The organism is Marinobacter sp. tcs-11, assembly GCF_002049515.1.
Lineage (GTDB): Bacteria > Pseudomonadota > Gammaproteobacteria > Pseudomonadales > Oleiphilaceae > Marinobacter > Marinobacter nauticus.
In genome coordinates this window covers 24,114-38,351 of sequence record NZ_LLYU01000015.1, presented here as the reverse complement: position 1 = coordinate 38,351, position 14,238 = coordinate 24,114, and the positions used below count along the sequence as shown (strand labels likewise).

Sequence of the window (14,238 nt, the reverse complement as noted above, 5' to 3'; positions counted from 1 at the left end):
GTCAACCTCCACTCCGGCCCGGGACACCCCGGCGGGCCTTGTGATGGCCGTAAGTGCGGGGTGGTGTGTAATGGTCGATAAACGGGACCGCGAAGTTCATCAGTAGCACGCTGAACGCGACCGCATCGGGATAGTTGCCCCAACTGCGAATCAGGTACACCAGGACACCGATGCCGGCACCGTATATCAGCTTGCCCTGATGGCTGGTGGCTGCCGAAACCGGGTCGGTGGCAATAAAGAACGCGCCAAGCATGGTACCACCGGCCAGCAGGTGCAGTTGCAAAGGCGCGTACTGGTCGGCGTTGCTGCCAAAGGCCAGGCTCATGGCGGCAATACCGGCCAGGAAGGCGACCGGAATATGCCAGGTTATGATTCTAAGGGCGATCAGCAGGACGCCGCCGGCCAGGAAGGCCAGATTGACCCACTCCCAGCCCCGGGCAATCAGGTCGCCAAAGGTGGGGTGGCCGAGCACTTCCACTGACGTGTGACTGGCAATCTTGTGTTTGTATTCGTCCAGCGGTGTTGCCATGGTCCAGCCGTCGACGGCGGTCTGGCCCCCGGTGAAAATCTTCGCGAGGGTCTCACCGAAGCCGGGCGCGCCGCCCCAGAGCGTGGCTGCTTCGGCCCAGTTGGTGGTCATGGCGACCGGAAACGAGATCAATGCCAGGGCATAGCCCACCATGGCCGGGTTAAAGGGATTGGAGCCCAGACCACCGTAAAGCTGCTTGGCCACTACGATTGCTGAGACCACGGCAATACCGGAGACCCACCAGGGCGTGAACTGGGGCAGGGATAGCCCGAGCAGCAGGCCGGTGACCGCCGCGGTGTTGTCACGCAGGAAAAAGGCGACGGGTTTGCCGCGCAGCTTCAGGAAGGCGGCTTCAGAGCCCAGCGCCAGGGCAATGCACCAGACGACATTGATCAGGTTGCCCCAGCCAAAGAACAGAGTCTGGGCCAGCAGGCCGGGCAGAGCGGCCAGAATGACCCAGAGCATGACCCGTGACGTGGGCCGCGCGCGACGAGCATGGGGTGAGGACTGTTGAACAAGAGCCATGAAGTTCCAGCCTGATTGAATTATTGAGACGACGCGGGTTCTTCCGCCACTTGCTTGCGAGCCTGATCAAGCGCCTGCTGAGCCCGTTGCACCCGATCATGGTTCTTGGCGACAGCACGTTCCAGTTTCTCAACATTATCCGCCTGCTGAGACCGGGCCTCATCGAGCATGCCCTGCATGGTGTTGAGCTTGGCTTCTGCCTGGGTGAGTTGCTTCTCCAGCGCCTCTATGTCGGGTTTGTCATCGGCCACTTCAGTGCTGCTCGGTACCGGTTGCTCTTTGGTGTCGGCGGCTGTTTTGGCCTTCTTGCGTTCCAGGGCCTGCTGTACCAGGGCGGCTTTGGCTGCCCGGTCGTCGCTTGCCTGGCCATCGGCGGCGGCCATTTCTGCTTCCGCCTGCTTTTTGGCCTGAGCTTCGGCAGCAGCCTTGGCCCGCTCCTTGCGCCGTAATTCCTTTTCCTGTTGCTCCCGTTCCAGGCGGGCCTGACGTGCCTCGAAGCGCTCGCGAGCGCGATCCGCTTTCAGCTGTTCCGCGCGCTGGGTGCGAATCTCGCCTTTGGCAAACCGATAGTACTGGACCAACGGAATGGAGCTGGGGCAGACGTAGGAACAGGCTCCGCATTCGATGCAGTCGAACAGGTTCAGGTGTTCTGCTTTCTCGAATTCACCCGCCTTGGAATACCAGAACAATTGCTGCGGCAACAGTTCCATGGGGCACGCCTCGGCGCACTGTCCACAACGGATGCACGGCTGCTCTGGCGGCGGAGCCGGCAGTTCTGCCGCGGTTGCCGCGATCACGCAGTTGGTGGTTTTTACCACGGGCACGGAATCGGTGGTCAGGGTATACCCCATCATGGGGCCGCCAAGAATCAGCCGCTCAAGACGTTCCTGCGCCATCCCTGCCGTTTCGAGCAGGTGATGGATCGGCGTGCCAATCAGGACTTCAAAATTGCCGGGTTCCCGCACGGCCTCGCCGGTAACGGTTACCACACGGGATATCAGCGGCTTGCCCTCAAAGACAGCACGGCCCACGGCGACGGCAGTTCCGATGTTCTGGCACATCACCCCGATATCGGCAGGAATACCGCCACTGGGGACTTCCTGGCCGGTCAGAATCTGTATCAATTGTTTTTCACCACCAGACGGGTACTTGGTGGGCACCACCGCAATTTCAATCTGAGTGCCCGCCACCGCCTTGCGCATGGCGGCAATGGCCTCGGGCTTGTTGTCTTCAATGCCGACAACGCACCGGGAAGGCCGGAGAATCCACGCCATCACTTTCAGGCCGGCAACCACCTCGGCGGCCTGCTCGCGCATGGTCATGTCATCGGCGGTGATGTAGGGCTCGCACTCCGCGCCGTTGAGAATCAGGGTATCGACCTTGCGATCCCTTGGTGGCCTCAGCTTGATATCGGTAGGGAAACCGGCGCCCCCCATGCCGGAAATGCCGGCCTCGCGAATTCGCTGCAGCACCGCTTCCCGGTCAAGTTGTTTGTAATCGTCAATCGGTGACAGGGCGCACCACTGGTCTTCGCCATCCGGTTTCAGTACCACGCACCAGTCCGCCATACCGGACGGGTGGGGAACCGGACGCTGTTCAATGGCTTCGATCACCCCCGAAGTGGGAGCATGCACCGGCACACCCATGCCATTGGTAACGTCTGCGATTTTCTGACCTTTCAGCACCCGGTCGCCCACCGCAACCACCAACTCTGCCGGTTCGCCGATGTGTTGTTGCAATGGCAATACCAGGCGATCGGGCATGGCGCCCTTGCGGATCGGGCGGGCCGTGGACTGATGCTTGTTCTCGGGCGGATGAATGCCGCCGGTGAAATCCCACAGCTGAGTCATCAGGCGCTGGCTCCCTGGCGATCGGTGGCGATGATTTGGGGCGCTGGAGGTGTCCAGGTCCAGGTACGGATATCCGGCTCGATGGTGATCATGTCGATGCAATCCACCGGGCAGGGTTCCACGCACAAGTCACAGCCGGTGCACTCGCTTTCGATGACGGTGTGCATATGCTTGGCGGCCCCGAGGATGGCGTCTACCGGGCAGGCCTGGATGCACTTGGTGCAGCCGATGCATTCATCTTCACGAATGACTGCGACACGCTTGGCCTGTTCAACGCCGTGTTCGGCGTCCAGGGGCTGGGGTTCTACATCCAGCAGGTCTGCCATGGCCTTGATGGTGCTTTCGCCGCCTGGCGGGCACTTGTTGATGGCTTCGCCTTGGGCGATAGCTTCGGCGTAGGGGCGGCAGCCGGGGAAGCCGCACTGGCCGCACTGGGTCTGCGGCAACAGTGAATCGATCTGGTCTACCAGCGGATTGCCTTCAACCCTGAACCGCTCAGCGGCAAACCCCAGCAACCCGCCAAAGACCAGCGCCAGTGCCAGCAGAACCACAACGGCAATCAGAAAGCTTGTCCACATAAAACAATTGCTCCGTCAGACCGTAACCAGGCCGGTAAAGCCCAGAAACGCCAGCGACATGAGACCTGCGGTAATCATACCAATGGCGGCGCCACGAAAGGCAACCGGTACATCAGACACGGCAATCCGCTCGCGCATGGCCGCAAACAGCACCAGCACCAGGGAGAAACCGGCCGCTGCGCCAAAGCCGTACAGCACGGATTCAACGAAGTTGTTGTTTTTATTCAGGTTAAGCAGGGCCACGCCCAGAACCGCGCAGTTGGTGGTAATCAGCGGCAGAAAAATACCGAGTACCCGGTACAGCAAGGGGCTGGTTTTGCGCACCACCATTTCGGTGAACTGAACCACCACCGCAATTACCAGGATGAAGGTGATGGTTTTCAGGAAAGCCAGGTCCAGCGGTGCCAGCAGATAGGTATAGGCCAGGTAACTGCACACCGAAGACAGCGTCAGCACAAATGTGGTGGCCAGCGACATACCCATGGCGGTTTCCAGTTTCCCGGAAACCCCCATGAAGGGGCACAGTCCCAGAAACTGCACCAGCACGAAGTTGTTCACCAGAATGGTGCTGACCAGTATCAGCAAATACTCTGTCATCGGAGCGTCTCAGCCTTGCTGCTTACATTACCCGCATGCCGGGTGTGGCGCCGGAATCCGGAGACAGGATGAAAATCTCTTTGCCACCCGGGCCTGCGGCCAGAACCATACCTTCAGACATGCCGAACTTCATTTTCCGGGGTTTCAGGTTGGCCACCATCACGGTCATACGGCCTTCCAGGTCTTCCGGTTTGTAGGCGGACTTGATACCAGCAAACACGTTGCGTTCGCCATGGCCTATATCAAGTGTCAGGCGAAGAAGCTTGTCTGCGCCTTCCACATGCTCGGCTTTGACGATCTTGGCGACCCGCAGGTCCACCTTGGCAAAGTCGGGGAATTCGATCTCCTCAGCCACAGGTTCCAGGTCTGCGGTCGGCGCCGCTGAGGGCTGACCGACGGCTGCCGGCATTTCTTCTTTCGAAGCGTCCAGCATTTTCTCAATCTGCGCCATATCCACCCGGTTCATCAGCGGCTTGAACTTGTCGATGCCGTGATTTTCCAGCAGGGCGGCGCGGTTGTTCCAGTCCAGGCGGGAGTTCAGGAACGACTGCGCGGCATCTGCTGTCTTCGGCAGCACCGGTGCCAGGTAAGTCATCAGCAGGCGGAACATGTTCAGGGCGTTGGTGCAGATGGCCTGCAGCTTGTCGTCCTGGCCTTCCTGCTTGGCAATCACCCAGGGCTGCTCATCGTTCACATACTGGTTAGCAATGTCTGCCAGCTCCATGATCCGGCGCATGGCACGGCCGAACTCGCGGGCTTCGTAGAACTCGGCGATCTGCTCACCGGCATCGATAAACTCTTTCAGTTTGTCCTGCTCGGTGACCTTGCCCAGCTTGCCGTCGAAGCGCTTGGTAATGAAACCGGCACTGCGGCTGGCGATGTTCACCACCTTGCCGACCAGGTCCGAGTTCACCCGTGCGGCAAAGTCATCCAGGTTCAGGTCCATGTCATCAACGCCACCGGTCAGCTTGGCGGCGAAGTAGTAACGCAGGTATTCCGGGTCCAGGTGATCCAGGTAGGTGCGGGCCATGATGAAGGTACCGCGGGACTTGGACATCTTCTTGCCGTTCACCGTCACGAAGCCATGGGCCCAGACCGCGGTTGGCGTGCGGAAGCCTGCATCGTGCAGCATCGACGGCCAGAACAGGGCATGGAAATTGATGATGTCCTTGCCGATAAAATGGTACACCTCGGCGCTGGAATCCTTCTTCCAGAAATGCTCGAAATCGATGCCTTCGCGGTTGCACAGGTTCTTGAAGCTGGCCAGGTAGCCGATAGGCGCATCCAGCCACACGTAGAAATATTTACCGGGTGCATCCGGAATCTCAAACCCGAAATAGGGCGCATCCCGGCTGATGTCCCACTCCTGCAGGCCCGCATCCAGCCACTCAGCCAGCTTGTTGGCCACCTGGGGCTGCAGGGCACCGCTGCGGGTCCACTTGCTCAGAAAATCGTGGAACTCCGGCAGTTTGAAGAAGTAATGCTCGGATTCTTTTTCCACAGGGGTAGCGCCAGACACCGCAGAGCGGGGATTGATCAACTCGGCGGGTGTGTAGGTGGCGCCGCAGGCCTCACAGTTGTCACCATACTGGTCTTCGGTTTTGCACTTGGGGCAGGTGCCTTTGATGAAACGATCCGCCAGAAACATCTCCTTTTCCGGATCAAAGAACTGCGTGATCTTGCGCGTGGCAATGTGATCATTGTCCTTGAGCTGGCGGTAGATGTACTCCGAGAAGTACTGATTCTCCTCCGAGTGCGTGGAGTAATAGTTGTCGAAACGGATGTGGAAGCCCGCGAAGTCTTCCTGATGCTCCTGACGAATCCGGTCGATCAGCTGCTCCGGGGTAATTCCCTCACGCTCGGCCCGCAGCATAATGGCGGTGCCGTGAGCATCGTCTGCGCAAACGTAGTAGCAGTTGTGGCCACGCATGTTCTGGAAGCGCACCCAGATATCGGTCTGAATGTATTCCAGCAGGTGCCCCAGATGAATGGGCCCGTTGGCGTAGGGCAGGGCGCTGGTAACCAGAATATCGCGCTGTTGCTTGCTCGCTTGCGTCATGGTGATGTCCGAACCTTATGTTGAGTCGGGTTGGAAAGACAAAAACGGGGTTCCGGCGCCAATCGCAATTGATTGTTCCAGGTAAAGACCCCATATGGTCAGAAACGGGCACAGATGATACCTTCCGAGCCATCATTTTTCACCTGCATTCAAGCTTATGAGCTTATTCCGGAGACTCCGATGACCCAGATTTCCCAACAGGCCCTAGAAGCCGCCGTTCGCGAATACCGGGACCCCTACCTGAACAAAGACCTGTACGAACTGGGAGCCGTGAAAAACCTGAGCGCAGACGACAGCGGCAACGTAACCCTGATGGTCGAACTGCCATACCCTTCCAAAGGCATCGCTGGTGGCCTGAAACAGATCGTCGCCAACGCTCTGGAATTTGTCGATGGCGTTGAAAGTGCCGAGGTACACGTAGCCCAGAAAATCCACAGCTACAAAACCAACAAAGACCTGCCGGCCGTCCCCGGTGTGAAAAACATCATCGCCGTCGCCTCCGGCAAGGGCGGTGTGGGCAAATCCACCACCGCCGTCAACCTCGCTCTCGCCCTGCACGCCGAAGGCGCCCGGGTCGGCATCCTTGACGCCGATATCTACGGGCCCAGCATCGGCATGATGCTCGGCGTACCCGAAGGCAAACGCCCGGACGTACGCGAAAACAAATACTTCGTCCCCATGCTGGCCCACGGCCTGCAAGCCAACTCCATGGCCTTCGTCACCACCGACAAAACCCCCATGGTCTGGCGCGGCCCCATGGTCAGCGGTGCGGTGATGCAGTTGCTCCAGCAAACCCTGTGGGATGAACTCGACTACCTCATCATCGACATGCCTCCCGGCACCGGCGACATCCAGCTCACCCTGGCCCGGAAAGTCCCGGTCACCGGCGCCGTCATCGTCACCACCCCCCAGGACATCGCCCTGCTGGACGGCAAAAAAGGCATCGAAATGTTCCGCAAAGTCGACATCCCGGTGCTGGGCGTAGTCGAAAACATGAGCGTCCACATCTGCTCCAACTGCGGCCATGAAGAGCCCCTCTTCGGCCACGGCGGTGGCGAACGCATCGCGGAAGAATACGAAACCGCCCTCCTGGGCCAGCTACCCCTGCACATGACCATCCGCGAGCAGACCGACAGCGGCGCCCCGACTGTGGTCGCCGAGCCGGATTCGGAAGTGGCAAGACGCTACCGCGACATCGCCAGAAGGGTGGGGGCGGAGCTGTCCACCCGCGAGCGGAATCTTGGTGGGACGATTTCCAGTGTCTCCGTGACGGAGCATTAACCAAGACCGGGTACAGAGGGACTCCAGCTCCATAGTCTGTTCGCGGCATCAGGCCCTTCTGTCCAAAAATGTCGGAGGCCATGGATGGCCGGAGAGAAGCGCACAGGGAAGTGCTCGTAGCGGTTTTTGGACAGAAGGGCCTGATGGCGCAGCCCCCAGTGCGCGGTGTTGGGCAACCAGTCCTATATCTTCGACAGTCACCGCACGACAAGGTAAACTACGCCCCAATTTTCCCACCAGCTGGAAACGAGAATTCACCCATGAGCATCAAATCCGACAAGTGGATCCGCCGGATGTCCGAACAGCACGGCATGATCGAACCCTTCGAAGCCGGACAAGTTCGGGAAAGCGAAAAAGGCCGCGTCATCTCCTACGGCACCTCAAGCTACGGCTACGACGTACGTTGCAGCAACGAATTCAAAATCTTCACCAACGTCCACAGCGCCACCGTAGACCCGAAGAACTTCGACGAAAACAGCTTCGTCAACTACACCGGCGACGTCTGCATCATCCCGCCGAACAGCTTCGCCCTGGCGCGCACCGTTGAATACTTCCGCATCCCCAGAAGCGTACTTACTATCTGCCTGGGCAAAAGCACCTATGCACGCTGCGGCATCATCGTGAACGTCACCCCGCTGGAGCCGGAGTGGGAAGGTCAGGTAACCCTGGAATTCTCCAACACCACCAATTTGCCAGCGAAAATCTACGCCAACGAAGGCGTTGCCCAGATGCTGTTCTTCGAATCCGATGAAATCTGTGAAACCAGCTACAAAGACCGCGGCGGCAAGTACCTTGGCCAGACCGGCGTGACCCTGCCCAGGACATGAACGCCAACCAGTTTCTCAAAGCCGTCTCACAGCTGCAGGGCTGGCGCGAATGCGCCTTCCTGCTGGCCCTGGCCGAACGTTCCTTTCCCAACTACGCCCTGTTCGCCGACGCCGTTGGCCTGAAAACCGGCGGCAAGATGCGCCAGTTGCTCGATCTGGCCTGGGACATGCTCCAGAAAGACGTAGCCGATGCCGCAATTCCGCAGCTGCTCAGTAAGCTAGAAACCCTGTGCCCCAATGTGGATGAGTACGATGCCTACGGTGTCTACCCAGCCTTCGATTTCTGCCAGTTGCTTGAGCAGGCGCTGCTGAACCGCCTGAATCCGAACAAGCATCGCGCCACCGAAGCTTCCCAGTTGGCGACCCGCACCGTCATGGATTTTGTTGAAATGTCCGAAGGTGAGGGAATGGATGAAAACGAACTGGTGCGCGTGTTTGAACACCACCCCCTGCTCAAGGACGACAAACTGTTTCAGCGTGACACCGTCATGGCGCTGAAAAAGCAGCGAACACCCAAAGAAGCCTTCCTGGCTGAACTCCGAGCCGGTGCCGCCAACGACGGTGTCAGCAATCTGGGAATCTCCCTGGAAGGCTGACATAAGGCAACCAAGCTACACTGCCTGTAACCTCCCTCAGTACTTTATTGAACGGAATGAATCATGAAACTCTCTGCTTTCGGTCGTAAATTCACCGCTGATGCCGGCATTACTTCCCTGATGGACGATCTCGGGAATGCCATGGCCTCCGGTGAGGACATGATCATGATGGGCGGTGGTAACCCCGGCCACATTCCGGAGATCCAGCAGAGAGTTCAGAGCATTCTGGTGGAGATGGCCTCCAGTGAAGCGGACGTACGTCGGCTGGTGGGTATTTACGACCCCCCTCAGGGGGAAAAACAGTTTATTGCCTCCCTGGCCCAGTTGCTGAATCAGGAATACGGCTGGGGCCTGAAGCCCGAAAACATTGCGCTGACCAACGGCAGTCAGGCTGCCTTCTTCATGCTTTTCAACATGTTTGGTGGTGACTACGGTGATGGACATCGCAAGCATATCCTGTTGCCGCTGGCGCCTGAATACATTGGCTACGCCGATGCCGGCATTGAGCAAGGGCTGTTCCACGCGGTACAGCCGGACATCTCCTTCACCGATGCCCATGAATTCAAATATCGGGTGGATTTTGACGCCGTGGAGGTGACCGGAGAAACCGGCGCTATCTGTGTATCCCGGCCCACAAACCCCACGGGAAACGTCATCACCGATGAGGAGTTGGCCCGGCTGGAAGAACTGGCCCGGCAAAACGATATTCCGCTGATTGTCGACGGAGCCTATGGAACGCCATTTCCGAGCCTGCTGTTTGTCGACGCGCAGCCGAGCTGGAACGAGCAGGTTATCCTGTGTCTGAGCCTGTCAAAGCTGGGCTTGCCGGCGGCGCGAACCGGGATTGTTATTGCCGAAGAGTCCATTATCAAGGCATTGTCGGGTATCAACGCCATCATGAACCTGGCCACCGGAAGCTTTGGTGCGATGCTGGCAGAACCGCTGGTGCGCTCCGGAGAGATTCTGTCCCTGAGCCGGGATGTGGTTTGCCCGTTCTATAAAGCAAAAATGGAGCGGGCGGTATCGGTGTTCCGGGACGCCATGGGCGAAGACAGTTGCCGCTGGTACATCCACAAGCCCGAAGGCGCCATGTTCCTGTGGCTCTGGTTCCCGGATTTGCCAGTCTCCAGTCTGGAGCTTTATCAGCGCCTCAAGGCTCGGGGTGTGCTGGTGGTCTCCGGGCATTATTTCTTCCCGGGCTTGCCCGAGGATGGCTGGCGTCATCGCCATGAGTGCCTCAGGGTCACCTATTCGCAGGACGATGCCCGGGTGGCTGAGGGCCTGAGAATCATTGCTGAAGAAGTAAAAGCGGTGTGGGCCGAGCAGGGACTGGCCGGTTAGTCGGCCAGTGTCGCGTCTTTGAGTTTCAGCTCGTACTCGCTGCCGTCCGGCTCTACCTGGAGCAGGCGAACCAGCAGGTAATCCCGGGCCGGATCAAACCACATCAGGGTCTGGCGTTTGGAGTCTTCGTCCCGGACCTTTTCCGCCTTCAGGGTGTTCATGGTGCGGCCATTGTCGCCCAGGCTATCTTCGTCGATGACAGCAAAGCGGTCGTCGTCGTAATCCCCCTTGTCCAGCACCTGGTAGGTGACATCGCGTTTGCCCGCCTTGAGATCCTGATGGAGCTGTAACTGGTAGCCCAGTGGGTCCAGGGTCTTATCCCGCAACTCGACTTCAAACTTCTCGCCGCGATAGCTGCCGGTGGCAGTGCCTGCCTGCCAGTCAAAATCAATGGACTGTTTGCGATCCTTGATCAGGAAGCCGGAGAGGTGATAGCGGTAGCGCAGGGGAATTACCTGGCCATTTTCCCAGCGAAAAATCAGTGATTCGTTGATATCGGCGATGAAGGAGTCGACATCCGTACGGTAGAGCCAGACGTTATTGCCCTGGTCTGTCAGTTCCCGAACACCTTCGCCGTTGAGGCTGACGCCCTTGGACATGGAGGCGGTGTAGCGGGCCTCATAGGGTGCCAGAGGGGCATAATCAACATCGCCGGCGGACGCCGGCAGTGCAATCATGCCGGCAATTAGGGCTGCCCAGAGCTGAAAACGTGGTTTGTGGGGGGTGTCTGTGTGCATCAAAAAGCCTCTTTGACCGTCTACGCTAGCGACAGTGTAGTTGGTTCGGCGAGGCCTTGTGATGACAATCTGTTCAGTTCGCCGGCAGTCGCATGGGACGCTCGATGGGCGCGCCGTCAAACAGAACGCCCTCAGCGCCCAGCTGTATGCGACCCTCGCAGAACCAGCGCACGACGATGGGGTAGAGCACGTGCTCCTGTTGCTGAACTTTTTCCGCCAGGGACTCCGGAGTGTCATCCTCTGCCACGGCAACTTCCGCCTGGGCGATGACGGGCCCGCCGTCCAGTTCCTCGGTCACAAAGTGAATGGATACACCGTGGGTGCGGTCACCGGCTTCCAGGACCCTTTGGTGGGTGTTCAGTCCGGTGTAGGCCGGCAACAGGGACGGGTGAATGTTAAGCATTCGGCCACGGAATGCGCGGACAAAGTCGCTGGTCAGAATCCGCATGAAGCCGGCCAGCACTACCAGATCCGGATTGTGGCGAAGGATTTCGGCCAGCAGGGCGGCGTCGAATTCTTCTCGGGAGCCGTATTTTGTATGGTCGACCACAAAGGTGGTGAGATTGGCCTGGGCGGCGCGCTCCAGGGCAAACGCGCCCGGTTTGTTGCAGCCAACGGCAATGATCTCACCCGGAAAGTCGCGTTCACGGGTGGCGTCGATCAAAGCCTGCAGGTTGGTGCCGCTGCCAGAGGCGAGCACCAGGATCTTCGGAACGGGGGCCGGATCTGCCTTCATGCCGTCAAAAGCCCCGGTGCGTAGCGAACAACGGGCTCAGCATCGCTGGATTCGGCTACTTCCATTACGCCGATCTGCCATACCTTTTCACCCATGGCATTCAGGGTGTCCATGGCCAGTGCCTTCTGGTCTTCCGGTACACAGATGACCATGCCGATACCACAGTTAAAGGTGCGATACATTTCCTCCTGGGCTACGCCGCCGGCATTCTGAAGCCACTGGAATACCGGGGGCAGCTCCCAGCTCTGGGTGTCGAGTGCGGCTATGGTGCCCTTGGGCAGTACCCGGGGGATGTTCTCGGGCAGGCCGCCGCCGGTAATGTGCGAAAGGGCCCGAACATCGACTTCGCGAATCAGTTTAAGCAGATTCTTAACATAGATGCGTGTGGGCGCCATCAGGGCGTCGGCCAGTGTGGTGTCGCCCATTGACTGGCTCAGGTCTGCGCCACTGACTTCGATAATCTTGCGAATCAGCGAGTAGCCGTTGGAGTGGGGGCCGGAGGAGCCCAGCGCCAGCAGGGCGTCACCCGGCTGCGCGCGGCTACCGTCAATGATCTTGTCACGCTCCACAATGCCTACACAGAAGCCGGCCAGATCGTAATCGTCGCCTTCATACATGCCCGGCATCTCGGCGGTCTCGCCACCAACCAGAGCACATCCGGCCTGCTCACAACCCTGGCCAATGCCTTCTACTACCTGGGCGGCAACGTCAACATTCAGTTTGCCGGTTGCGTAGTAGTCCAGAAAGAACAGAGGCTCGGCGCCACCGACCACCAGGTCATTCACGCACATGGCCACCAGGTCGATGCCGATGCTGTCATGCTTCTGCAGTTGCATGGCAAGCCGAAGCTTAGTGCCTACGCCGTCCGTGCCAGAAACCAGTACGGGCTCTTTGTAGCCTGCCGGAATCGATACCATGGCACCAAAGCCGCCGAGGCCGCCGAGTACTTCCGGGCGACGGGTGCGCGCTGCAGTGCTCTTGATTCGGTTGACAAGATCGTTACCTGCGTCGATGTCCACGCCGGCATCGCGGTAGGTCAGGGAGGGCTTCTGTTCGCTCATGGAAAATAACCGTAGGCCTGTGAGTCAAGGCGCGGATTTTAACAGGTGCGCACGGGGGCTCCAAATGGAATTGGGAGCACAGGCAATATTGCCGGTTTCAGATTGCCTGACTGCAACCTGTGCTTGCTACTCTCGGCTCTGGTGATGGTGTATCCTGTGCGCCAACCATGGGAATGGCAAGGTGTTTCATGACCGAATCAGTGAAAACAGCCAGGAACGGGCGAGTTGCTGCGTTTCTGTTGGCGGCAGTATGTTGGGTACTCTCGGCCGGCCCGGCATCGGCGGTCAGCGTGTCGGGACTTTACACGGCCGATGTTCCGGTTGCAGGCACCTCGGCGGATGCCTTGAAGGCCGGATACGCTGAAGGGCTGCGTCAGGTAATGGTGAGGGTGTCCGGGACCCGTGAGGTGCTGGAACTCGAAGGGATAGACGAGGTACTGGCAGACGCCGAGTCCATGTTGCTGTCTTATCAGGTGAACCGTACCGCGGGGCAGTCGCGTTTGCAGATGAGTTTCGGGGCCGTGGGGGTTAACCGCGCGCTGGCGTCTGTGCAGGCGCCGGTATGGGGCGCCAACCGCCCCCTGACACTGGCCTGGATTGCCGTGGAAGACCGGGGAGACCGGCAATTACTGACCCGTTCAGCAGATTCAGCGGCGGGCAGTAACGAGGGGCTCTGGGCCCAGCATCTCTTATCAGCAGCGGCCGATCGCGGTCTGCCCATCGCCTTCCCGCCGGAGACCTATGCCGGTGACCGGGCCTTGCTGTCGGATTTGTGGGGCCAGTTTGTCGGCCGCATCGAACAAGCTTCAGACGATCTGTCCCACGACGCCCTGGCTCTGGTGCGTATCAGTCGTTCCGGCGGCCAATGGCGCGCAGGCTGGGTGGTTGAAGGCATGGGGCTCGATGCGGGTGAGCAGTCGGTCAATGCCGATACGCCGGAACAGTTGGCGCAAGCTTTGATCGATCGCTGGACAGAGCAATACGCCAGCCGATATGCGGTTACAGCCGGCGAGGCGGGTGAGGCTCCGAAAGTTGATATGGTGCTTGAGGGTGTAACGACGCTGGCAGATTACGGTCAGGTGACCCGGGCCCTACAGGACATGACTCCGGTAGTGTCTGTTGGTGCGTCACGGGTTCGTGGCAACCGGCTGACCGTGGAGGTAGCATTCTCTGGAGAACTTGACCAGTTGAAGGAGCATATCGCGCTGGACGCACGATTTGTGCCGGCGGAGCAGCCTGCAGAGCCGATAACGGCCAGCAAGAACAGCCAGACTGCTGGCTCGGACGGGGATGGTGAGGCGCAAACAGGCGAGCCCGGTTCCCGCAATGAAACCGAAGCACCGGCCGGAACGGATGCGCAGGATAGTGCTTCGACGCCTGGGTTCAGCTATCAGCCCCTGGCTCCGGGCGATGAGCAGGATGCCGAACAGGCTTTTGAGTCTTTGTACCAGGTACTTTATTACCGCTGGCAACCCGCTCCCGGCGCCACTGGCGGCGACCGAAGCTGATGGCTTGATGGAG

13 protein-coding genes are annotated in these 14,238 nt (G+C 59.3%); 5 read left to right on the top strand and 8 right to left on the bottom strand.

The genetic code is table 11. The features are described from left to right. Position 1: 1 nt before the first annotated feature. From rsxD to metG, 5 genes are read right to left on the bottom strand one after another with little or no spacing between them, the layout of a single operon-like run. A complete protein-coding gene (rsxD, locus tag ARC85_RS14805) occupies positions 2-1,054 on the bottom strand; it encodes an electron transport complex subunit RsxD (RefSeq protein WP_011784451.1) in 1,053 nt (350 codons plus the stop codon). Between the two features lie 20 nt (positions 1,055-1,074). After that, complete coding sequence (rsxC, locus tag ARC85_RS14800) at positions 1,075-2,904, bottom strand: electron transport complex subunit RsxC (protein ID WP_011784452.1); 1,830 nt, start codon at positions 2,902-2,904, stop codon at positions 1,075-1,077. Further along, positions 2,904-3,482, bottom strand: coding sequence for an electron transport complex subunit RsxB (rsxB, locus tag ARC85_RS14795; RefSeq protein ID WP_199451764.1), 579 nt, complete (start codon positions 3,480-3,482; stop codon positions 2,904-2,906). Before rsxB ends, rsxC begins: the two co-directional genes overlap by 1 nt. A 15-nt stretch (positions 3,483-3,497) precedes the next feature. Continuing rightward, on the bottom strand, positions 3,498-4,079 hold the full coding sequence (gene rsxA, locus ARC85_RS14790) for an electron transport complex subunit RsxA (protein ID WP_022990084.1): 582 nt from the start codon (positions 4,077-4,079) through the stop codon (positions 3,498-3,500). Positions 4,080-4,101: 22 nt separating this feature from the next. Then, on the bottom strand, positions 4,102-6,138 hold the full coding sequence (metG, locus tag ARC85_RS14785) for a methionine--tRNA ligase (protein ID WP_011784455.1): 2,037 nt from the start codon (positions 6,136-6,138) through the stop codon (positions 4,102-4,104). A gap of 180 nt (positions 6,139-6,318) precedes the next feature. Here metG and apbC point away from each other — a divergent pair, with 180 nt between their 5' ends. The 4 genes from apbC to ARC85_RS14765 all read left to right on the top strand — a co-directional run bounded on the left by apbC (position 6,319) and on the right by ARC85_RS14765 (position 10,183). Next, complete coding sequence (gene apbC, locus ARC85_RS14780; protein WP_041656205.1) at positions 6,319-7,419, top strand: iron-sulfur cluster carrier protein ApbC; 1,101 nt, start codon at positions 6,319-6,321, stop codon at positions 7,417-7,419. A 260-nt stretch (positions 7,420-7,679) separates the two neighbouring features. After that, entirely contained in the window at positions 7,680-8,246 is a 567-nt protein-coding gene (gene dcd / locus ARC85_RS14775) for a dCTP deaminase (protein WP_011784457.1), read from the top strand. Beyond that, positions 8,243-8,842, top strand: coding sequence for a YjaG family protein (locus ARC85_RS14770; protein WP_011784458.1), 600 nt, complete (start codon positions 8,243-8,245; stop codon positions 8,840-8,842). The genes dcd and ARC85_RS14770 overlap by 4 nt, the downstream gene beginning before the upstream one ends. 63 nt (positions 8,843-8,905) lie before the next feature. Beyond that, the gene (locus tag ARC85_RS14765) at positions 8,906-10,183 is read left to right on the top strand and encodes a valine--pyruvate transaminase (protein WP_286715272.1); all 1,278 of its coding nucleotides are present in this window, start codon (positions 8,906-8,908) and stop codon (positions 10,181-10,183) included. On the opposite strand, the gene ARC85_RS14760 is transcribed toward ARC85_RS14765, so the two are convergent. The 3 genes from ARC85_RS14760 to purM all read right to left on the bottom strand — a co-directional run bounded on the left by ARC85_RS14760 (position 10,180) and on the right by purM (position 12,717). Further along, the gene (locus ARC85_RS14760; protein WP_199451766.1) at positions 10,180-10,920 is read right to left on the bottom strand and encodes a DUF3108 domain-containing protein; all 741 of its coding nucleotides are present in this window, start codon (positions 10,918-10,920) and stop codon (positions 10,180-10,182) included. The genes ARC85_RS14765 and ARC85_RS14760 overlap by 4 nt on opposite strands. Positions 10,921-10,993: 73 nt before the next feature. After that, positions 10,994-11,656 carry a phosphoribosylglycinamide formyltransferase gene (purN, locus tag ARC85_RS14755; protein ID WP_014421897.1) on the bottom strand — a complete coding sequence of 221 codons (663 nt, stop codon included), beginning with the start codon at positions 11,654-11,656 and terminating at the stop codon, positions 10,994-10,996. After that, a complete protein-coding gene (gene purM / locus ARC85_RS14750; protein WP_199451767.1) occupies positions 11,653-12,717 on the bottom strand; it encodes a phosphoribosylformylglycinamidine cyclo-ligase in 1,065 nt (354 codons plus the stop codon). The genes purN and purM overlap by 4 nt, the downstream gene beginning before the upstream one ends. 188 nt (positions 12,718-12,905) lie before the next feature. On the opposite strand from purM, the gene ARC85_RS14745 reads away from it, so the two are divergent. Continuing rightward, entirely contained in the window at positions 12,906-14,225 is a 1,320-nt protein-coding gene (locus ARC85_RS14745; protein WP_153741331.1) for a DUF2066 domain-containing protein, read from the top strand. Positions 14,226-14,238: the final 13 nt, after the last annotated feature.